17 protein-coding genes, 1 tRNA gene and 1 pseudogene are annotated in these 18,772 nt (G+C 64.5%); 14 read left to right on the top strand and 5 right to left on the bottom strand.

Annotated elements, in window-relative coordinates; translation table 11 throughout:
• Nucleotides 1–108: 108 nt before the first annotated feature.
• Nucleotides 109–1,074 (top strand): annotated as a pseudogene (locus IE243_RS09955) (S8 family serine peptidase); the annotation flags it as partial.
• Between the two features lie 443 nt (nucleotides 1,075–1,517).
• Here the strand turns inward: IE243_RS09955 and IE243_RS09950 are convergent.
• Nucleotides 1,518–1,594 (bottom strand) — tRNA-Arg (locus tag IE243_RS09950).
• Nucleotides 1,595–2,361: 767 nt separating this feature from the next.
• Between IE243_RS09950 and IE243_RS09945 the strand changes: the two genes are divergently transcribed.
• Both IE243_RS09945 and IE243_RS09940 read left to right on the top strand, forming a co-directional pair.
• A complete protein-coding gene (locus IE243_RS09945) occupies nucleotides 2,362–4,113 on the top strand; it encodes an amidohydrolase (protein ID WP_191319187.1) in 1,752 nt (583 codons plus the stop codon).
• Between the two features lie 564 nt (nucleotides 4,114–4,677).
• The gene (locus tag IE243_RS09940; protein WP_210319826.1) at nucleotides 4,678–4,875 is read left to right on the top strand and encodes a hypothetical protein; all 198 of its coding nucleotides are present in this window, start codon (nucleotides 4,678–4,680) and stop codon (nucleotides 4,873–4,875) included.
• 449 nt (nucleotides 4,876–5,324) lie between these two features.
• Here IE243_RS09940 and IE243_RS09935 read toward each other — a convergent pair whose 3' ends face one another.
• Nucleotides 5,325–6,227: a LysR family transcriptional regulator gene (locus IE243_RS09935; RefSeq protein WP_191319185.1), complete on the bottom strand. Its 903-nt coding sequence runs from the start codon at nucleotides 6,225–6,227 to the stop codon at nucleotides 5,325–5,327.
• 102 nt (nucleotides 6,228–6,329) lie between these two features.
• Here IE243_RS09935 and IE243_RS09930 point away from each other — a divergent pair, with 102 nt between their 5' ends.
• Nucleotides 6,330–6,989, top strand: a complete 660-nt coding sequence (locus tag IE243_RS09930) for a nitroreductase (RefSeq protein ID WP_191319184.1) — start codon at nucleotides 6,330–6,332, stop codon at nucleotides 6,987–6,989.
• A 155-nt stretch (nucleotides 6,990–7,144) separates the two neighbouring features.
• Here IE243_RS09930 and IE243_RS09925 read toward each other — a convergent pair whose 3' ends face one another.
• The 3 genes from IE243_RS09925 to IE243_RS09915 form a co-directional block, all read right to left on the bottom strand.
• On the bottom strand, nucleotides 7,145–7,546 hold the full coding sequence (locus IE243_RS09925; protein ID WP_191319183.1) for a DoxX family protein: 402 nt from the start codon (nucleotides 7,544–7,546) through the stop codon (nucleotides 7,145–7,147).
• A gap of 666 nt (nucleotides 7,547–8,212) precedes the next feature.
• Nucleotides 8,213–9,151 carry a LipP1 family hormone-sensitive lipase gene (lipP1, locus tag IE243_RS09920; RefSeq protein WP_191319182.1) on the bottom strand — a complete coding sequence of 313 codons (939 nt, stop codon included), beginning with the start codon at nucleotides 9,149–9,151 and terminating at the stop codon, nucleotides 8,213–8,215.
• 115 nt (nucleotides 9,152–9,266) lie between these two features.
• Nucleotides 9,267–9,677, bottom strand: a complete 411-nt coding sequence (locus IE243_RS09915; protein WP_191319181.1) for a DUF6180 family protein — start codon at nucleotides 9,675–9,677, stop codon at nucleotides 9,267–9,269.
• 445 nt (nucleotides 9,678–10,122) lie between these two features.
• Here IE243_RS09915 and IE243_RS09910 point away from each other — a divergent pair, with 445 nt between their 5' ends.
• The 10 genes from IE243_RS09910 to IE243_RS09865 all read left to right on the top strand — a co-directional run bounded on the left by IE243_RS09910 (nucleotide 10,123) and on the right by IE243_RS09865 (nucleotide 18,723).
• Nucleotides 10,123–10,656, top strand: coding sequence for an iron transporter (locus IE243_RS09910; RefSeq protein ID WP_191319180.1), 534 nt, complete (start codon nucleotides 10,123–10,125; stop codon nucleotides 10,654–10,656).
• 47 nt (nucleotides 10,657–10,703) lie between these two features.
• Complete coding sequence (locus tag IE243_RS09905; protein WP_244643040.1) at nucleotides 10,704–11,009, top strand: cupredoxin domain-containing protein; 306 nt, start codon at nucleotides 10,704–10,706, stop codon at nucleotides 11,007–11,009.
• An 11-nt stretch (nucleotides 11,010–11,020) separates the two neighbouring features.
• Complete coding sequence (locus tag IE243_RS09900) at nucleotides 11,021–11,854, top strand: FTR1 family iron permease (RefSeq protein ID WP_191319178.1); 834 nt, start codon at nucleotides 11,021–11,023, stop codon at nucleotides 11,852–11,854.
• Nucleotides 11,818–13,242, top strand: a complete 1,425-nt coding sequence (locus IE243_RS09895; protein ID WP_191319177.1) for a 4Fe-4S binding protein — start codon at nucleotides 11,818–11,820, stop codon at nucleotides 13,240–13,242. The genes IE243_RS09900 and IE243_RS09895 overlap by 37 nt, the downstream gene beginning before the upstream one ends.
• Before the next feature lie 184 nt (nucleotides 13,243–13,426).
• Entirely contained in the window at nucleotides 13,427–13,702 is a 276-nt protein-coding gene (locus IE243_RS09890; protein WP_191319176.1) for a GNAT family N-acetyltransferase, read from the top strand.
• Between the two features lie 181 nt (nucleotides 13,703–13,883).
• A complete protein-coding gene (locus IE243_RS09885; RefSeq protein WP_244643033.1) occupies nucleotides 13,884–15,080 on the top strand; it encodes an ABC transporter substrate-binding protein in 1,197 nt (398 codons plus the stop codon).
• A gap of 306 nt (nucleotides 15,081–15,386) precedes the next feature.
• The gene (locus IE243_RS09880; RefSeq protein ID WP_244643031.1) at nucleotides 15,387–16,619 is read left to right on the top strand and encodes an acetyl-CoA C-acetyltransferase; all 1,233 of its coding nucleotides are present in this window, start codon (nucleotides 15,387–15,389) and stop codon (nucleotides 16,617–16,619) included.
• Between the two features lie 152 nt (nucleotides 16,620–16,771).
• Nucleotides 16,772–17,668 carry an acyl-CoA thioesterase gene (locus IE243_RS09875; RefSeq protein ID WP_191319174.1) on the top strand — a complete coding sequence of 299 codons (897 nt, stop codon included), beginning with the start codon at nucleotides 16,772–16,774 and terminating at the stop codon, nucleotides 17,666–17,668.
• 36 nt (nucleotides 17,669–17,704) lie between these two features.
• Entirely contained in the window at nucleotides 17,705–18,268 is a 564-nt protein-coding gene (locus IE243_RS09870; RefSeq protein ID WP_191319173.1) for a DUF4337 family protein, read from the top strand.
• A 185-nt stretch (nucleotides 18,269–18,453) separates the two neighbouring features.
• Nucleotides 18,454–18,723 (top strand): CsbD family protein, encoded by a 270-nt coding sequence (locus IE243_RS09865; RefSeq protein ID WP_191319172.1) that lies wholly within the window; start codon nucleotides 18,454–18,456, stop codon nucleotides 18,721–18,723.
• Nucleotides 18,724–18,772 lie beyond the last annotated feature (49 nt).

Genomic DNA, 18,772 nt, shown 5'->3' with positions numbered 1-18,772 from the left:
TCGTACCCGAACTACGCCCCGGCGACATCGTTATCATGGACAATCTGTCGAGCCACAAACTTCGTTTCATGCGGATATGAGCCGGAATGATCGAAAAACGCTCTAAAGCCCGATGTTGTATTCGAGGGCGGCAACTGGCTGGTGGATGGCCCGCCGCCGCCGATGAAGCACCCGGCGCTATCGCTTCTTACCACTGATCACCAGTACCCATTCCGCGCTTTCACCACCACTGGCGAAACAAGCGGCGCCACGGCGCTGGCAGCACGGGCCATAACCGACATCTGGTCGGATTATCCCGATCTTTGGCCGGAAACCATTCGCGCCCTATTCGTTTCTTCTGCCCGCTGGACCCCTCAGATGAGGAGCCATTTGCCTACCAACCCGGTCAAGGGGGATTATGGGCGGCTATTCAAGCGTTATGGCTACGGCGTTCCCGACCTTGATCGGGCGCGCCGGAGTGCTTCGAATGCCCTAACCCTCATCGTTCAAGACACGATCAGGCCGTATCGAAAGGCAGACAAGCCATCGCAACAGCACGTTCACAACGCCATGAAGTTGTTCCAGCTGCCTTGGCCGATTGAGGAACTACGGAAGCTTGTTGATGTCCCTATAACGTTGCGCGTGGCGCTCAGTACTTTCATCGAACCGAACCCCGCCGAGCCAGCGCGTGGTTCCAAATTCCGATACGCATCACACAATCTGCGTTTTAAGCTCAACCGGCCCAACGAGGACCAAGGCACGTTTTTGGCCCGGATCAGCAAAGCTGCCGAGCAGCCGGAAGGTCCGGTTGTAGAGGAGGACGACAACTGGATCTTCGGTCGAAACCGCCGGGATGTTGGATCACTGCACATTGATGAACTTGTTTGCCCTGCATCCGATCTGGCGCGCCGCAATCTGATCGCGATACATCCTGTTGCAGGTTGGTGGAAAACCAAGACCGTTCCGGATCCGCAGGATTGTGTCGCCCGGTTTGCGCTAATCGTGGAGATTGATGCAGGCAACAACAACGCAGATCTCTATGCCGAGGTCGGGGTAGCCATCAACAACCTCAACGCCGCCGTGAATATCGTATGAGCCCGCCCCAAGGGCGCTGATGTCGGAAACTGTAGCGCGCGACCATTGATGTGAGTGCTTGCGCTTGCACGGTTTTCCGGCAGTTCCGGCGCGCTATCGATGCAAAAGGGGATAAGGGGCAATCTCCAAGAGGCCGGGAGAGGAGGGCCGCGCTGTGGGGCCACGCGCAGATTTTTTTTCTCACCAGGGCAAAATTCGACTTTTCCCAGATTTGGCTTTTTGATCGTTCCACGGGTTCGGTCCGGCTTGGCGCGGCTGGATTGCCATCACGGACCGACCCGATGTTGCAGAACTGATCCCACGCCAGCATGAGCGCACGGCGCTTCGTCAGCACACTTCCGCAGCCCCCATCAGGTCGGGCGCTCAACAGATTCGAGACTAGTAATGTGTGGGATACTTATGTGGGAAGTGGGCCAACCAACCAACTAAGTGATTGAATTTGTTGGCGCGCCCGACACGATTCGAACGTGTGACCTTTGCCTTCGGAGGGCAACGCTCTATCCAGCTGAGCTACGGGCGCTAACGGAGCGGACATTATCCGAGCATCGCCCCTTCCGCAATCGCTGTATCGATATCCAGCGCGGGGCGTCGCCAGGGGTGTTGATAAGCCAGCTCTGGCCTTGCGGCCAGCCGTTGCGTAGCGAAACAAACGAACTCAGGCGCAACGCCCTGCATTTGGCGGAAGGGTCCATGCCGAAACGCTCCCCGCATTTCGATGAGCGACGGACACCAGACTGGGCGCTGGGCGCTGGGCGCTGGGCGCTGGGCGCTGGGCGCTGGGCGCTGGGCCTGCAGCGAAACCTCACGCTCCGCAACACATCATCGTGGAGTGAGATGAAATGATGAGAAAAATCACTAGACCCAGCCGGTAGCGATAAATTCATGCTGTAACACGGAGAAAATACATTATTGCCATATACAATAATGTATCAAAATGTCTCTCTAAAAATACTTGATATTAATTATCAATAAACTAATTCAATATTATAGGTCAATTATATGATTGATAATGTGCATTAATTATTCTATAAATTTATATTAATTTTATTTTCTCTATCTAATTTACATTAAATAATTTCATTATATAAATCACCCCAACACGACGTTGTCACCCGAATAAACTACCCACAGTCGTCTTCTAAATATTAACCCGCCATCACAGACGACGCGGAAGAGGTTGCAGAAACAATTCCCAAGCCTTAGCTTTGCGATCCTGTAAATCCCGGGCGGCCATGGGGCGGCTATCTGGGGCGTTCGACGTTTTCGCCTGATATGGGAGACGTGCGCATGTGTATCGCCTGCAACCCTGGTCAGCTGGCCATCATCCGCAATGCCGCTTCGCGGCGCGACTTCCTGAAATACATGAGCGTCGCGGCGACCTCTGCTTTTGCCGCATCCGCGACAGGCCCCGCCCTTGCAGCGCCGGACCAGGGAACTGCGGGGCCCGCTGACGTCATTTTTCACAGTGGCCCGATACTCACGATGAACGCCGGCGCGGCTCAGGCAGAAGCGGTGGCGATCCGTGGCGGGCGGATCGTCGCGGTGGGGCGCAAGCAGGATATCGAGGGATTGGCGGGGCCAAAAACCCGGGCCGTTAATCTCAAGGGCCGCACCATGTTGCCCGGCTTTGTGGAGCCTCACGCCCATTTTGTGTTCGTGGCGTTCGACAACTGGATCAATCTCAGCCCGATCATCACCCCGGACTTCGCCACCGTTGTTGAGAAGTTGCGGGCCGGCGTCAGCCAGGCCAAACCCGGCGACTGGATCCAGGCCCAGCAGTTCGATCCCAGCATCACGCGGGGGGCCAAGGTGCCGACCCTGGCGGATCTGGACGCGCTGGCGCCTGATAACCCCCTCTTCATCCAGGAGAGCAACGGCCACATCGCCTATGTCAACAGCGTCGCCCTGAAGCTGGCGGGGGTCACCCGCGACACGCCTGACCCTGATGGCGCCCGTTTCGACCGGGACGCCAACGGCAATCTGACCGGCCGGCTGGAAGAAATGGCGGCCCAGGCGCTGTTCATCAAACAGATGCCGCAGCCCTCCGCCGCCGAGTTCCAGAGGCGGGTTCGCCGCCTTTTCGATCTGGCCGCGTCGGTCGGCTGCACCTCGTTTCATGACTGTGGCATTGGGCTTCTTGCAGGCCCCAGGGATCTGGCTCTCCTGGAGGCGGTCGTGGCCGGCGATGCGCCGGTGCGCTATCAGGGCATGCTGATTTCGACCCTTTTTGACCAGTGGGAGAAAATTGGCCTGAAGCCTGGCCAGGGCAACGATCGCTTCCGTCTCACCGGCATCAAGGCATGGGCGGACGGTTCAAATCAGGCCCAGACCGGGTATCAGCGCGAAAACTATCTCAACTCAGACAAGCGGGGGGCGCTCAACTATTCGCTGGAGCAAATGACGGAAACGATCCGGCGCGCCAATGATGGCGGCTGGCAGGTCGGCGTTCACGCCAATGGCGACGCGGCCATCGACACGACCATCGACGCGTATGCCGCGGCGCTGCGGGGCAAGCCGGCGAATGATCTGCGCCATCGCATCGAGCATTGCAGCATGCTGCATCCGGAGCAGATGGGCCGGATGAAAGCGCTTGGCCTGTCGCCGTCATTTTTGATCGGCCACGTTCACTGGTGGGGCAAGGCCTTCCAGGAGCGGATTTTCGGTCCGGAGCGCGCGCGCTTCTACGACCCCTGCGCGTCGGCCCTTGCGGCGGGACTGCGGATCTCCCTCCATTCCGACTGGAACGTCACGCCCATCGAACCGCTGCGCTACATGGAGAACGCGGTGACGCGCATCATGAACGAGGGCGGCGGCGTCTTCTTTCCTGATGAGCGCATTCCGGTCGAGGCCGCCCTGCGCGCGGTCACCCTTGACGCAGCCTGGCAGTGCCATGCGGACGACCGGACCGGCAGCATTGAACCGGGAAAATTCGCCGATCTGACAATCCTCGAAGAAAATCCCCTGACCACAAAGAACGCCATTGGCAAGATAAAGGTCAGCGAAACCTGGATGGACGGCAAACAGCGATACTCCGGCTGATTGTCAGACGCCGCAAACCTGCTCCTCAGGGGCATTTGCTCTCCGGCCGCCGGACAAAAGCGCTTCAGGCCGCCTGCAATATGCGCCGCCTGGGTCACCCAGGATGCTCCCGATGAACTGCGCCTTGCCGGAAGCGCCGTCCTTGCGGGCCGGCGCATTGTGCACGCGGTTCACGTCCGTAACGTCATGAACCGTGGAGCTCGTTGTCCGATAGTGGCGTCGACTGCTGCCTCCCCAGGCCGCCTGCCTCAGCGGAATTGCGGCGCGAGAGCGTTTTCCGGCGAGGTCGACACGGCTTCGCCGCAAGAAAACGCGGCCGTTCAAAACACAGAACGAAAATCCGCTTCAGCAGTGGATTTTGCCGGGGCCTCCGGCGCGGCGATGCCCCTGCAATCTGGCGCTCCATCTTTCGTGAGCCAGTCTGCCTCAGCTTCGCCGCAGAAATCATGGACCCAGGCGCACCCCACCGCGCCTGGCTGCGGCGCGGCCTCCTGCTTGAGGACCGGATTGCGGATCGCAGCCAGCAACATGGGACATGGTTTGTCATTGCTGGAGAACATAACGATGCGCTTTCTGGTTATCACCCTCGTCGCCGCCACCTCCCTCGCCCTCGGCGGCTGTGGGAGCAGGACGGGTCAGCGGGTAGGCGGCGCCGCGGCTGGAGCCGGCGCAGGCGCGCTTGTCGCCGGGCCGGTCGGAGCCGTGGTGGGTGGGGCGGCAGGCGCCGTCTCCGGTCCCTCCGTCGCCCGGGCGTTCCGCTAAACCGGGCGCATTGCGGGGCATGCGTCAATGCATCAGATCGTGAAGATGCTGACGCACCTGCGATCTGCAAAGCCCAGATCAGCGCAACGCCTGTCCTTGCACGGCAGGTTTTGCGCCGACCGCTCTCCTCCCCCCAAAAGAACCTTATGAAGCGCCTCCCCGCGTTTTGGCATCGAATGCATGAGCCGGTTGCGCAACTGATGGATCAGCTTCACTGCCCGGCAGACCAGACCTCATTGCAGTTTGGGGCGCGGTACGGGGGGAGTTCCAGCGACCCCGACGGAAACAGCGCGCATTTTCCGCATCGCGGCGCTGCGCCGACCACGAATCTGGCTCTCACTGGTCTGGCGACGCTGGTGAACGCAGGCGCGTCGCCGCCTCGCGCGCGCGGTTTCATGAACGACATAGCGACCGGACCTGCGGGCTGGTCCCTGACGCCACCGCCGGCGTCAGGGGGGGCCAGCGTCCTCCCCCAGTTCCGCCGCGAGGTGCTCGCGTAGCGCCTGCACCCGGGGCAGCGCCCCCTTGTGGCGCGGCCAGACCAGCCATGCCGAGGCGTCGGGGGACACCAGATCCGGCGACACCAGTTGCAGTCGCCCGTTACGCAGGTCGTCGTCCACCTGGTAATCCGGCAGCCGCGCCACGCCGAGGCCGGCCAGCGCCATGACGCGCACCGCTTCGGTGTCGCTCAGGGTCATCAATGGCCGGATGGTGATCTGGCGCGTGACGCCGCCCGCCTGCATGCGCCAGACATTTTTCGGCGCATAGGTTTTTTGCACCAGGCAGCGTCCGTTTTCCAGGTCCGCGCAGGAACGCACCGGATTTGCCCGCAGCCATGCCGGCGCGGCGCAGATGTGCACGGCGATTTTCTTCAGAAACTGCACCTCAAGGCCAGAGGTCTCCGGCTCGGTCATACGCACGGCGAGGTCATACCCCTCGGAGAGCAGGTCCACGTAGCGGTCGGACAGGTCGACATCGAGACGCACCAGCGGATAGCGGGCGGCGAAAGCGGCAAGCGCCGGCAACACCCGCAACCGTCCGAAGCCGGACGGCATGGTGACGCGCAACGGCCCGTGAAACCTGGCGCCGTCATCGTTGAGATCCGCCCCCGCGTCGGCGAGGCCTGCCACCAGCTGGCGCACCGCGTCAGCGTAGCGCTCCCCGGCCTCGGTCAGCAGCACGCGCCGCGTCGTGCGTTCCAGTAGCCGACGACCCAGCTTGCGCTCGAGTTCGGCGACGCGACGGCTTACCGTGGACTGGGTCACGCCCAGTTCCCGCGCCGCCGCGGCAAAACCACCGGTCTCGATCACGCGCAGGAACGTCGCCACATTTTGCAGGTTCGGTCCATTCATCGGATAATTCGATATATGAAATCCCTGATGGATGGGAAGTGCTGATGCGATGGCGCGTATATGGTCCGGCCATCAGTCAACCGGTCAAACAGGATCGACATCATGCATGTATCCGAAGCAGTCAGGCGCCGCATGTCCGTCCGGGCCTTCCGTCCGGACCCGGTTCCCGCCGACATCGTTCGCGAACTGCTGGAGCTTTCCGCCCGCGCCCCGAGTGGCGGCAATGTGCAGCCGTGGCACGTGCACGCCCTCACCGGCGCGCCGCTGGCGGAGCTGATCGACCTTGCCAACGAAAATGGCGCCGATCCGGAGCCGGCCTACGACGTCTATCCGCACAATCTCTGGGAGCCTTACCGCACGCGCCGTTTCCAGATCGGCGAGGCGCTCTACGCCAGCATCGGCATTCCGCGTGAAGACAAGCCCGGCCGCCTGCGCCAGCTCGCCCGCAACGGCATGCTGTTCGGCGCGCCGGTCGGCGTATTTGTCTTCATCGATCGCAAGATGGGCCCGCCGCAGTGGTCGGACCTCGGCATGTACCTGCAGACGCTGATGCTGCTGGCGACCGAGCGCGGTCTCGACACCTGCCCGCAGGAATACTGGGCGCGTTTCGCCAACACGATTGAACGCTTCGTCAATGCCCCGGAAGACCGGATGCTGTTCTGCGGCGTGGCGCTGGGCTATCGCGACGAAGCCGCCCCAATCAATACGCTGGATGCGCCGCGCGCGCCGTTCGCCGAATGGGGCCAGATGCACGGCTTCTGAGGCCAGGCAGGGCAACATCCGTTCAGATTGATGTCTGAACTCGCAGGGCGTGTCCCAGCGGGCGCGCTGGCAAAAAAGCGCGCCGGCCGCGGCAAACATCCCGCGGCCGGCGGCCATGACCGGTTGTCAGATTGCCGGCCGTGCGCGGCGGACCTTCAGGCCGACGCCGGCGCGCCCGGCGCGGCGCCGAGCAGGCGTCCGCCAACCACCGGGTCGCGCAGGGCCAGCCCCACCCATGCCGCCAGGCCAATGGCAACACAGATCATTTCAGGCGGCGACCCAATCTCGCCAATGCGCACATGGGTGCAGACAGCCCCGCCGAAGAAGCCTGTCAGCAAGATGGCGCCCCAGAGCGCCGTGCGGGGCAGGAGAAAGAGCACCGTCGACAGGCCAAGAATTCCCGCAAGCAACGGTAGCTGCGTCTGCGGAAAACCGGTGGCGCGCATCGGTTCTGCAAGCACCCCCGGCGCGAACAGCATCACGCCCACGTCGGCGATGCAAACCAGGGCGACGGCGAACGAAACGCCCCACCCCCACATTGCCTTGCGGCTGACCATCTTCTTTCCCCCCCCCAAAAAAATAAGACCGTGGCCCCTGGCGCCGACCTGTGTTTCCCCGAAGCATGGCCTGGCAGGCGGTCGCCGTTTTGCTGTGGGCAAGCTCCGCAATGCCCGCAACAGAACGCTTCGACACTCTTATTTTCGGAAAACAGTCTTTACTGGATGAAAATCGCAAAACAACTTTAATGCAATCTGAAAAACTGCTTCAGGCCAGGTCCGCGCCTCAGGCCAGACCCCCGTGAGGCTGATGCACAGGATTGCGCCTGGCGGGCGCAAATGCTTCCGGGCCTGTGACCTGGCGGTTGCTTCTCCCATGTTCATGGGTTCGCCGGACGCCCCCTTGCTGAGGCATACTGTCGTCAAAGGCCTGCCGGAGTAAAAACATGCGCGGTCATGTACAGGTATTCGCCGGATTGGCGACCATACTGTTTGTCTATGTCTCAGGAGTGTTGACGCGCCCGCGCGGCAGGCCCTGAGCAGAACGCAGCCTGCGCGCGCGGCCACAGGGCGCGCCAGGGCAAGGCGCCCGTTCGCCCCGAAGGCCAGCGCTCCAGCGCGACGCGTCTGTTAACCCCGGGCTGCCCCGGAATCACGTCGCTTTGGCGGAGGGACGGCGCGCCCGCAGGCAGCGCCGTCCGCTACTGGCGGGATTCAGGCGCGCGATCAGGCCAGCGCCCGGCGCACCGCATCGGCGCAGACGTGCACGGCCGTATTGGCCTCGTCGATGACCTTCCCCATGGTGATGAAGCCGTGGATCTGCCGGTCAAAGCATACGTAGGAGACCCGGTTGCCCGCTTCGCTGAGGCGCTGGGCGTAGGCCAGGCCATCGTCGCGCAGGGGGTCGAAACCGGCTGTCAGCACCAGCGCAGGCGGCAGGTCGGTCAGGTTTTCGCACAGCATCGGCGAGGCGCGCCAGTCGGCGTTGTGCGCGTGATCCTGGATATAATGGCCGTGGAAGTAGTCGATGCTGTCCTTGGTCAACATGTAGCCCTGGGCATTGGCCGCATGCGAGGGCCGGCCGCTGTCCATGTCGGTGCCCGGATAGATCAACAGCTGGTAGCGCAGCGGCGGGCCGCCAGCGTCGCGGGCCAGAATGCAGACGACGGCTGACAGGTTGCCGCCGGCGCTGTCGCCACCGATGGCCAGGCGATCCGGATCGACGCCCAGCGACGCCGCGTTGGCGTGTATCCAGCGTGTCGCCGCCATGCTGTCCTCGACGGCGGCGGGAAACGGCGCTTCGGGAGCCAACCGGTAGTCCACCGAGATGACGGCGCAGCCAGATGCATTGGCCAGTTGCCGGCACAGCACGTCGTGTGTGTCGCGGTTGCCGATGACGAAACCACCGCCGTGAATGTAGATCAGCGCCGGCAGAATCGCGTCAGGCTGGCTGCCCAGCGGGCGGTAAAGCCGCAACGGAATCGGCCCTGCCGGCCCGGCCGCGTCCAGATCGCGCGTCTCCCCGACCTCAGGCGGCTCCGGCTGCGAAAAGAAACGGCGCTCCAGATACCATTTGCGCGCCTCGACCGGCGACAGCTCATGCACCCCCGGCATGCCGCTGTTGGCGATCAGTTGCAACAATCCCGCCGTCTGAGGATCAACCATGGCGCTTCCCTTCCCCGAAACTGGCCCCTTTTTGTCCAGGGCGCCTTTCTGAGTTTCAGTCCGGGAGGCTAGAGCAAAGCCAGCGAGCCCGGCAATGAAATTTTCATGGGAATTTTCATGAACGCGCGGCCTTCAGCAACGCAGCGTGCACGCGGTTGACGAAACTGGCGGCGTTGTTGCCCGGGCGGTAGCCGACCCCTTGGGTGACGTGGGCGACCTTCTGGTCAACGGCAATGCAATAGACCGTATAGGACCAGCCGCCCTGCTGCGGGCCGCCGGCGATCACCGCCAGTTGGCCAGGATAGCGGTCAACGCTGACGCGATAACCAGCCTGGCTCGCCGCCTGCTCCACCACCCGCGCGCACTGGTCGAGGCTGAGCCGGGAGGCGTCGGCGCGCTCCACCCTGTATTCCAGGTTGAAATCGCCATCGGCGGCGCCCGCCGCGCCCATCCCCATCCCCATCCCCATCCCCATCCCGCCTGCAACCAGAGCCGCCGCCAGACGCCACGCCAACCTCACGCCCATCAACGCCCCTCCATACGCCGCACATCGCCATCACATCCGGCGACCGCCATGCAGCCAGCGGACGTCAGGGGCGCCGCAAGGTCAAGTCAAGGAACCGCGAGATCATCAACCCCCCGGAAATTCAGGTGCATTACATTGGAATAATTACAATCAATCAGCATCAGCGACGCCAGCTCCCAAGATTCTATTGACACGGCGCCGCGCTCGCTGCCATGCAACACAGGTTCTGGCGCGACATACGCCCGCCCGACGCCGGCATGCGGCGGCTTCTGCGCGAAAACCAAATATATTGATGATATTTGACCCACAACGACGCCAAAATTGTGATAAACGACAAATATTGACAGAGACAAAACTAGAAATGCCGTTGCGTCATAACCGGCTCTGCCCTGCAATCGGGCGCGGAACGCAACGTCCTGTCCGTCACCCCATTCCTGAGGCCCCCATGCGCTCCATTGTCCTCGCAGCTCTCATGGCCACCGCCGCCTCCGCCGCACTCGCCCGGGAGACGCCCATCGGAACGCCGCAGCAGCAGGCCGGCATGGAAATCGCCGCCGTCTACCTGCAGCCCATCGAGATGGAGCCGCCGGGGATGATGCGCGACGCGAAAGAGTCCGACGTGCACATGGAGGCCGACATCAAGGCCGCCAAAAGCAATCCCAACGGCTTCGCCGAGGGCGACTGGATCCCTTATCTGAACGTGAAATACGAGCTGACGCGGCTTGACGGCGGCAAGACTGTCCAGGGCGATTTCATGCCCATGGTCGCCAATGACGGGCCCCACTACGGCGATAACGTCAAGCTGGATGGCCCGGGCAAATATCGCCTGAAGCTGACCATCGCGCCGCCGTCGGCCAATGCGCACGCCCACTTCGGCCGGCATGTCGACAAGGAGACCGGCGTCGGCGCCTGGTTCGCCCCGTTCAGCGTCGACTATGAATTCGTCTACGCCGGAACCGGCAAAAAGGGCGGCTACTGATGCGGCGGCGCGACCTGCTCCCCGTTGTCGTTTTCTCCACCATTGCGATGGGGCTGGCGCCGGCCGCCGGCCCCGCCCACGCCGCCGATGAGCCGACCTTCCGCATCGAATTCCGCGACGGCGTCATCACGCCGCTGCGGCTGGAGGTTCCGGCGAAGACCCGTTTCAGGCTGGAGCTGGTGAATCGCGGAGCCAGCGCCGCCGAGTTCGAAAGCCTGGAGTTGCGCAAGGAAAAGGTGCTGGCCCCGGGCGTTGAGACCGTCATGGTGATCCGCACGCTCGATCCGGGCGAATACAGCTTCTTCGATGATTTTCATCCCGGTTCGCCGCCCGCCGTGCTGGTGGCGAAATAGGTTCTGAACTGATGTTGTCTCCCGATTTCAACGTCGCTTTCGTCATGTGGCGCGAGAGCATCGAGGCGCTGCTTGTCGTTGGCATTCTCAACGCCTGGCTGTCCGCCCGTCCGCCGGAAGAGCGGGCCCGGGGCCGGGCGTGGCTGCGGGCCGGCGTGGTCGCCGGCCTTGCCGGCGCCGTGGCCCTGGCGGCGACGCTGCTGTTCGCGGGCGAGGCGCTGGGCGACGAGGGCCAGGAATATTTCCAGATGGCGATCATGTTCATCGCCGCCGCCCTGATCGTGCAGATGGTGTTCTGGATGCGCCGCCACGGCCGCACCCTCAAAACCGAGCTGCACGCCTCGCTCGACGACGCGGCCACGCGCTCCCACTGGCTGGGCGTGTTCGTTCTGGCCGCCCTCGCCGTGCTCCGCGAAGGCGCTGAGGCGGCGGTGTTCCTATACGGAACCATGGCCTCGGCCAGCGCTTCATGGTGGAGCGGCGCATTCTCCGCCGCGCTCGGTTTCGCCGCCGCGGCGCTGACCTATATGGCCCTGCAGGCCGGCGGCCGGCTGCTGTCGTGGCGGGTGTTTTTCCGGGTGACGGAGGTCATGCTGCTGCTGCTGGCGGGCGGCCTGGTGATCAACGGCCTTGACCATCTGATCTCACTTGGCGTTATTCCGCAGTTATCGTCGAAACTGTGGGACACCTCGGCGCTGCTGCCGGACAGCGGCGCCTTCGGCGGACTGGTTTCCAGCCTGACAGGTTACCGGGCCCGCCCGGTGCTGGTTGAAGTGCTGGCGCTCGCCGCGTTCTGGATAAGTATGACATGGCTGCTCAAACGTCCGGAACCACGCGCGGTCTGACCGCCGCGTCGCCGCTGGCCAGGCTGGTCCGGGCCGCCGGCGAATGGCTGCGCGACCACCAGCGCGGCGTGCGACGCCTGCAATGGTTCATCATTGTCGCTTACGCCGCCTTGCTGTTCCTGCCGCTGCTGGCGCCGGTTCCCACCCGCCTGTCGCATATCTGGAGCAACGCCACGCTGTTCGCCCAGTTCGCCTTCTGGGGAATCTGGTGGCCGTTCGTGCTGCTCTCCATGGTGCTGATGGGGCGCTCGTGGTGCGGCGTGTTCTGCCCGGAGGGCGCCCTCGCCGAGTTCGCCAGCCACCGCGGCCTTGGCCGCGCCACGCCGCGCTGGATCCGCTGGAAGGGATGGCCGTTCGTCGCCTTCGCCGGCACCACCGTCTACGGCCAGATGGTCAGCGTCTACCAATACCCGAAGCCGGTCATCATCGTCCTCGGCGGCTCCACCCTGGCCGCCATGATCATCGGCTTCCTGTATGGCCGCGACAAGCGCGTCTGGTGCCGCTATCTGTGTCCGGTCAACGGCGTGTTCGGCCTGCTGGCGAAGCTGGCGCCAGTGCATTTTGGCGTCGACCGCCTGAAGTGGGACCAGTGGCGACGCGACCAGGACGGGCCGCCGCCGCCCGTCAATTGCGCGCCGCTGGTGCCGATCCGCACCATGCGCGGCGGCTCGGCCTGCCACATGTGCGGACGCTGCGCCGGTTTTCGCGACGCCGTGGCCATGGAGCCGCGCGCGCCGAACCATGAGATCGTCACGGTCGCCGGCGACGACGCCAGGCCGTGGGAAACCGCCTTGATCGCCTTCGGCCTGATGGGTCTGGCCGCCGGGGCGTTCGAATGGACCCAGAGCCCGCTTTACGTCTCCGCCAAACAATGGCTGGCGGAATGGCTGGTTGGCCATGGCCTGCTCTGGCCGCTGCATCCGCACCTGCCCTGGTGGGTTCTCACCAATTACCCTGACCAGAACGACATGATGACGCCGCTCGACGGCGGCCTGATGATCGCCTACGTGCTCGCCGCCGCCGCCATTACCGGCGTCGCGGTCTATGGCTGTCTGGCGCTGGCGACGCGGGCGCTGGGCGCGTTCGACAGCCGCCGCTTCCATCACCTGGCCCAGGGGCTGATCCCCATCGCCGGCTGCGGCGTGTTTCTCGGGCTGTCCGCCATCACCGTCACGCAGTTGCGGGCGGAAGGATTGGGGCTGCGCTGGATTTCCGACGCCCGCGCCCTGTTGCTGGCCGGCGCCTGCGTCTGGAGCCTGTGGCTGATCTGGTCGATCTCCGGCCGCTACGCCCGCGCGCCTGTGGCCCGCCTCGCCTGCCTTGCAGCGGGCGCGCTGGCCGTCGGCTGCGGCCTCGTGCATTGGGTGATGCTGTTCTGGGTCTGGTGAACCGCCCGGTTGCAAGCATGGACGACGCGGCCCATTCTCAGGTCATTGCGCGTCCAGGACCTGTCCGGCGCCGTAGCGCCCCGCCTGACGCACGGGGTCTGGCAATGGACAGAACCTGGGACAGGGCAGGAACTCCGTATGGACGGCTTCTGCTCTGGAGCCGCAACGACGCGGGAGACGACCAGTGACCGGCATTCGCGACAACACCTCCGCTGCGCGCTTCGAGATGCAGACCGAATGGGGTCTCGCCATTCTCGACTATCACGACACCCTGGACGCCATCAGCCTCGATCACACCGAGGTTCCCGAGGGCGCCGCGGGCAAGGGCGTCGGCGCCCGCTTCGTGCTGGGCGTGCTCGATGACATCCGCGCCCGGGGACGCAAAATCATTCCGCGCTGCCCCTTTGTGCAGCGCATGCTGAAGCTGCATCCCCAATACGCCGATCTGATCCTCAGCTGAGCGCCGCGAGGCGCGGTTCGGGCAACCGCCGCAGGGCCCCGAACGCCGGCAAGATGATCAATAGATTGATATATTAAATTTATAACAGCGTTCAAAAATTCATGGACGACGCCTCAGGATCGCATAACCTCCACTGACCGCCGAAAGAGCGGACATGGAAGCGCGAACCTGGAGGAAGCGCATGATACGCCGGCTTGTTGCAGCCACGCTCGCGACCGTGGCCCTGTGTTTTCCAGCCATAGCGGCGGAAAAGAAATATGACCAGGGCGCATCGGACACGGAAATCAAACTCGGCCAGACCATGCCGTACAGCGGTCCGGCCTCATATGTGGGCATTGTCGGCCGCACCCAGGCGGCCTACTTCCGCATGATCAACGAGCAGGGCGGGATCAACGGCCGCAAGGTGACGCTGATCTCGCTGGACGACGCTTACAATCCGGCCAAGACCGTCGAAGCCACGCGGCGGCTGGTCGAAGGCGACGGGGTGCTGGCCACCATGTCGTCCAATGGCACCGTGACCCAGGCCGCCGTGCAGAAATATCTCAACGGCAAGGGCATTCCCCAGTTGATGATCGGCTCCGGCTCATCGCGGTGGAGCGATCCCAAAAACTTCCCCTGGTCGACGGGCGCCCTGTCGCTTTATGTCACCGAGGGCAAGATTTTTGGACGCTGGATCCTGAAGAACCGGCCCGACGCGAAAATCGGCGTGCTCGCCCAGAACGACGACCTCGGCCGCGACTTCATCAAGGGACTGCGCGAGGGCCTCGGCGACCAGGCCAGCAAGCTGATTGTTTCGGAACAGATGTACGACCTGACCGAACCGACCGTCGATTCCCAGATCCTCACCCTGTCCCGCTCCGGGGCCAATGTGTTCTTCAACGCCAGCACCGGCAAGTTCGTCACCCAGTCGATCCGCAAGGTGAAGGAGCTGAACTGGCCCGCGCTGCACTATCTGATGAGCGCCTCCGCCACCCGCATGCTGCTTGAAGGCGCGGGGCTGCAGAACGCCAGAGGCCTGATGACCGTGCAGAGCGTGAAGCACGTCGCCAGTCCGAAATGGAAGAATGACCCGGATGTGAAGGAATATGAGGCGTTCCGGGCGAAGTGGTCGCCGGATACGCCGGCGGACGACGACGTCGGATTCTACGCCTACTCCAGCGCCCTGGTCATGAAGCGGATTCTGGAAGCCTGCGGCGACAACCTGACCCGCGCCAATGTGCTGAAGCACGCCACCAACCTGAAGGGACAGACAAGTCCGATCCTGCTGCCCGGCATCACCCTGAATATCTCGCCCGGGGACTACGCGCCGGTGACGAAATTCTACATGGGCGTCTTCAATGGCGACGACTGGGAGGTCTCGGGCGGGCTGGTCCAGTAGGCGCGCCCTTCCAGGCAAACGACCAGGCGACCCGACAGCCGGAAGCGGCGCCGGTCCGGGCTGGCCAGGCATGTCGCGCCGGCAATTGTTGGCGACGCCGCCCCGGGGCTATAAGAAGGCCAGGAGCCGGGTTTTCTGGCCGACGACGCGGGGACGGCGACGCCCCGGCTCGCCCGGCCAGGCGCCGGCTTACGTCCGGCGCCTGCCACGGCGTTGCATTCCCCCTTTTCCCGCGCTGGCCTGCCGCCAGCGTGGGGCAACCGACGACGTCCCGCCTGGCGGGCGCGTCCATATGGAAACGACAGGATGAGCACCAAAACTCCGGGGCTGCGCCGCGCCGCCATCGTCTCCCCCATCCGCACCGCCGTCGGCAAGTTCCAGGGCAGCCTGTCCAGCATCGCCGCCGGCGATCTCGGCGCCATCGTCATCAAGGAACTGGTCGAGCGCACGAAGATCGATCCCGAGCGCATCGACGACGTGGTCTTCGCCCAGGGCTACGGCAACGGCGAGGCGCCGTGCATCGCCCGCTGGTCGCTGCTGGCCGCCGGCCTGCCGATCTCGGTTCCGGGCTACCAGCTCGATCGCCGCTGCGGTTCGGGCCTGCAGGCGATCATCGACGCCTCCATGCTGATCCAGACCGGCGTCGCCGACATGGTCGTGGCGGGCGGCGTCGAGAGCATGAGCAACGTGGAGTATTACTCCACCGACATGCGCAACGGCGCCCGCTCCGGCTCGGTCACCCTGCATGACCGCCTGACCCGCGGCCGCGTCATGAGCCAGCCGATCAGCCGTTTCGGCGTCATCTCCGGCATGATCGAGACCGCCGACAACCTGGCCCGCGACTACAATATCTCGCGCGAAGCCTGCGACGCCTACGCCGCCCGCAGCCACCAGCGCGCCGCCTCGGCCTGGGCGGAAGGCAAGTTCGAGGATGAACTGGTGAAGGTGGCGGTGCCGCAGCGTCGCGGCGATCCGGTGATCTTCGCCCAGGACGAGGGCATCCGCGCCAACGCCACCCCCGAGAGCCTCGGCCAGTTGCGGGCGATCGAGAAGGGCGGCGTCACCACCGCCGGCAACGCCAGCCAGCAGAACGACGCCGCCGCCGCCTGCCTGATCGTCGCCGAGGACAAGCTGGAAGAGCTGGGCCTGGAGCCGATGGGCTGGTTCGTTGGCTGGGCCGCCGCCGGCTGCGAGCCGTCGCGCATGGGCATTGGCCCGGTGCCGGCCGTGGAGCGCCTGTTCGCCCGCGCTGGCATCAGCTGGAGCGACATCGACCTTGTCGAACTGAACGAGGCCTTCGCCGCCCAGGTTCTGGCCGTGCTCAAGGGCTGGGGCTGGTCGGACGACGACAGCCGTCACGACATTCTCAACGTCAACGGCTCAGGCATCTCGCTTGGCCACCCGATCGGCGCCACCGGCGGCCGCATCCTCGCCAACCTGATGCACGAGCTGAAGCGTCGCGACGGCCGCTATGGCCTTGAGACCATGTGCATTGGCGGCGGCCAGGGCATCGCGGCGGTGTTCGAGCGCGCCGTCTGAGGTCAGGACATTCTGACGGACGTCGCCAGCCGCCTTCCGTCAGAATGTTGCAGGCATATGAAGATACGCTCCGGCCAGGCGATGTCTGGCCGGATTGTTTTGCAAACGCCGCTGGATCGCGGCGCCATGATGCGACAGGTGGGAAACAACCCGTGACGGACAACTGGATCAGCGGCTGCCGCAATGGCGTCAACGCCTGGGAATGCGACGAGAACAACCATCTCAACGTGCGCTTCTACATGACGCGCCTGGCGCAGACGATGGGCTTCGTCGCCCACGCCCTTGAGGTTCCCGCCGGCTGCGCCCTCTCGCCCGCCACCCACCACATCCGTTACCGCCGCGAACTCAACACCGGCGACATGGCTGATTTCCGCACGCGGGTGATCGAGGTTCGCGACGACAGCGTCGTGCTGCATCACGAACTCCACTGCGCCGGCGAGATCGCCACCAGCTTCATCAGCATCGACCGGCAGATCGACCAGGCCAGCGGCGCGCCGGTCGCCTGGAGCGCCCGACAGCGTGAGCTGATGGCGCAGTTCGCCGGGGATCTGCCGGAGCGCGACGCCCCGCGCAGCGTCGCCTTCGAGGAGCCGCGCCGGCCGCTTGACCTGGGCGAGGCCCGGGCCCGTGGTCTGGTCGAAGTCTACCGCGGCATGGTGCAACCGTGGGATTGCGACGTCTCTGGCCGCATGGCGACCGAGCAGGTGATGGGCCGGTTTTCCGACGGCGTCGGCAATCTGTTCGCCCATATGGGCCTCGGCGTCGCCGAACTGCTGGAGAGCCGCCGCGGCAGCGTCGTCGTCGAAAACCGCCTCACCTACAATGACATGCCTGGCCCTGGCGAACTGATCGTCTCGCACAGCCAGGTCGTCGAATTTCTCGGCAAGACCATGCGTTTCTCGCACGGCATGTACAATGCGGCCACCGGCCGGCGCATCGCCGCGTCCGAGGTGATCGTCGCCATTCTCGACCACGACAGCCGCCGCGCCGTCGCCCTGTCCGACGCTGAACGGGCCAGCGTCGAACAGCGCCTGACGCCGTTGGACTGACCCGCCGCGCGGCGTTGCCGCAACCGGAGAACGCCCATGGCCAGACTGGCGCAAGAGACGGCGGAAGAGCTCAAGAGCGAGAACGAGGCCCTGGATACGGCGCGCGACAGCGGCAAGCCGTCATTGCTGGAGGACCCGATGGTGACGCGGGTCTCCGTCACCATGGCGATTCTCGCCGTCACTGGCGTCATTCTCGGCAGCATCGAATCCATGCAGAGCGCCGCCGCCGCCAACGCCGCCTCCCAGGCGCTGATCCACCAGAACCGGGCCACCGACGCCTGGTCAGCGCTGGACGCACGCATGGTGCGACAGGCGCTGGACAGGAAAAGCGACGCGCAGGCGCGTTTCAATGACAAGGACGACGACGCCCTCGCCGCCCATGCGCGCGCCCAGGAAAACCTGTCGATCGCCAGTCTCCGGGATGCAGAGCAGCGCGGCGCCCGCCACGAAATCCTGACCTGGGCGGTGATGCTGGTGCAGATCGCCATCGCCGTCGCCACCATCTCCATCATCGCCCGGCCGCGCCGCTGGCCGTGGCTCGCCGCCATGGGTCTCGGCGCCGCCGGAACGCTGCTCGGCCTTGGCGGCTGGCTGGCGTGAAGATCGCCTGGCGATCCGTTCATCCAGTCGCTGGTGAACAATCTGCCGGCCAGGCGCGTTGACCTCCTGAAATCAGCAAGCGGTGGGAATGGCGGCCGGCAGTCCGGAAACCGGATGTTGCGTTCCGGACGACGCGGGCATGGCCCGCCCCAAATCCTCCGCCCAACGATGGAAGGAGACACGCAATGGACACTGACCGGATCAAGGGCGCGGGCAATGAAGCTCTCGGCAAGGCCCGCCAGCTTGTGGGCGACCTGACCAACGACGGCAAACTGCAGGCCAGCGGCCTTGTCGATGAGGCGACGGGCGTCGCGCAGCGCACGTTCGGCCAGGCCAAAGACGCCGCGCGGGACGGCGCCGCCGCGGTCACCCGCCACACGCGCAGCAATCCGCTCGGTACCCTGCTGGCGGTCGGCGCCGCCGGCTTCGTGCTTGGCATGATGTGCCGCCGGTAACGCACTTTTGCCGGGTGGGGATTGCCTGCCGGAACGCGCGCGCATGAAA

It is taken from the genome of Camelimonas fluminis, assembly GCF_014656355.1.
Classification (GTDB): domain Bacteria; phylum Pseudomonadota; class Alphaproteobacteria; order Rhizobiales; family Beijerinckiaceae; genus Camelimonas; species Camelimonas fluminis.
The sequence above is the reverse complement of the archived record's forward strand: the minus strand, read 5'-3'. Positions and strand labels throughout refer to the sequence as shown.

What these genes read in the sequence shown, in the direction of transcription:
- IE243_RS09945 (WP_191319187.1), top strand. Translation starts at nt 2,362, where the DNA reads ATGTGTATCGCCTGCAACCCTGGTCAGCTGGCCATCATCCGCAATGCC.
- IE243_RS09940 (WP_210319826.1), top strand. Translation starts at nt 4,678, where the DNA reads ATGCGCTTTCTGGTTATCACCCTCGTCGCCGCCACCTCCCTCGCCCTC.
- IE243_RS09935 (WP_191319185.1), bottom strand. Translation starts at nt 6,227, where the DNA reads ATGAATGGACCGAACCTGCAAAATGTGGCGACGTTCCTGCGCGTGATC.
- IE243_RS09930 (WP_191319184.1), top strand. Translation starts at nt 6,330, where the DNA reads ATGCATGTATCCGAAGCAGTCAGGCGCCGCATGTCCGTCCGGGCCTTC.
- IE243_RS09925 (WP_191319183.1), bottom strand. Translation starts at nt 7,546, where the DNA reads ATGGTCAGCCGCAAGGCAATGTGGGGGTGGGGCGTTTCGTTCGCCGTC.
- lipP1 (WP_191319182.1), bottom strand. Translation starts at nt 9,151, where the DNA reads ATGGTTGATCCTCAGACGGCGGGATTGTTGCAACTGATCGCCAACAGC.
- IE243_RS09915 (WP_191319181.1), bottom strand. Translation starts at nt 9,677, where the DNA reads ATGGGCGTGAGGTTGGCGTGGCGTCTGGCGGCGGCTCTGGTTGCAGGC.
- IE243_RS09910 (WP_191319180.1), top strand. Translation starts at nt 10,123, where the DNA reads ATGCGCTCCATTGTCCTCGCAGCTCTCATGGCCACCGCCGCCTCCGCC.
- IE243_RS09905 (WP_244643040.1), top strand. Translation starts at nt 10,704, where the DNA reads ATGGGGCTGGCGCCGGCCGCCGGCCCCGCCCACGCCGCCGATGAGCCG.
- IE243_RS09900 (WP_191319178.1), top strand. Translation starts at nt 11,021, where the DNA reads ATGTTGTCTCCCGATTTCAACGTCGCTTTCGTCATGTGGCGCGAGAGC.
- IE243_RS09895 (WP_191319177.1), top strand. Translation starts at nt 11,818, where the DNA reads ATGGCTGCTCAAACGTCCGGAACCACGCGCGGTCTGACCGCCGCGTCG.
- IE243_RS09885 (WP_244643033.1), top strand. Translation starts at nt 13,884, where the DNA reads ATGATACGCCGGCTTGTTGCAGCCACGCTCGCGACCGTGGCCCTGTGT.
- IE243_RS09880 (WP_244643031.1), top strand. Translation starts at nt 15,387, where the DNA reads ATGAGCACCAAAACTCCGGGGCTGCGCCGCGCCGCCATCGTCTCCCCC.
- IE243_RS09870 (WP_191319173.1), top strand. Translation starts at nt 17,705, where the DNA reads ATGGCCAGACTGGCGCAAGAGACGGCGGAAGAGCTCAAGAGCGAGAAC.
- IE243_RS09865 (WP_191319172.1), top strand. Translation starts at nt 18,454, where the DNA reads ATGGACACTGACCGGATCAAGGGCGCGGGCAATGAAGCTCTCGGCAAG.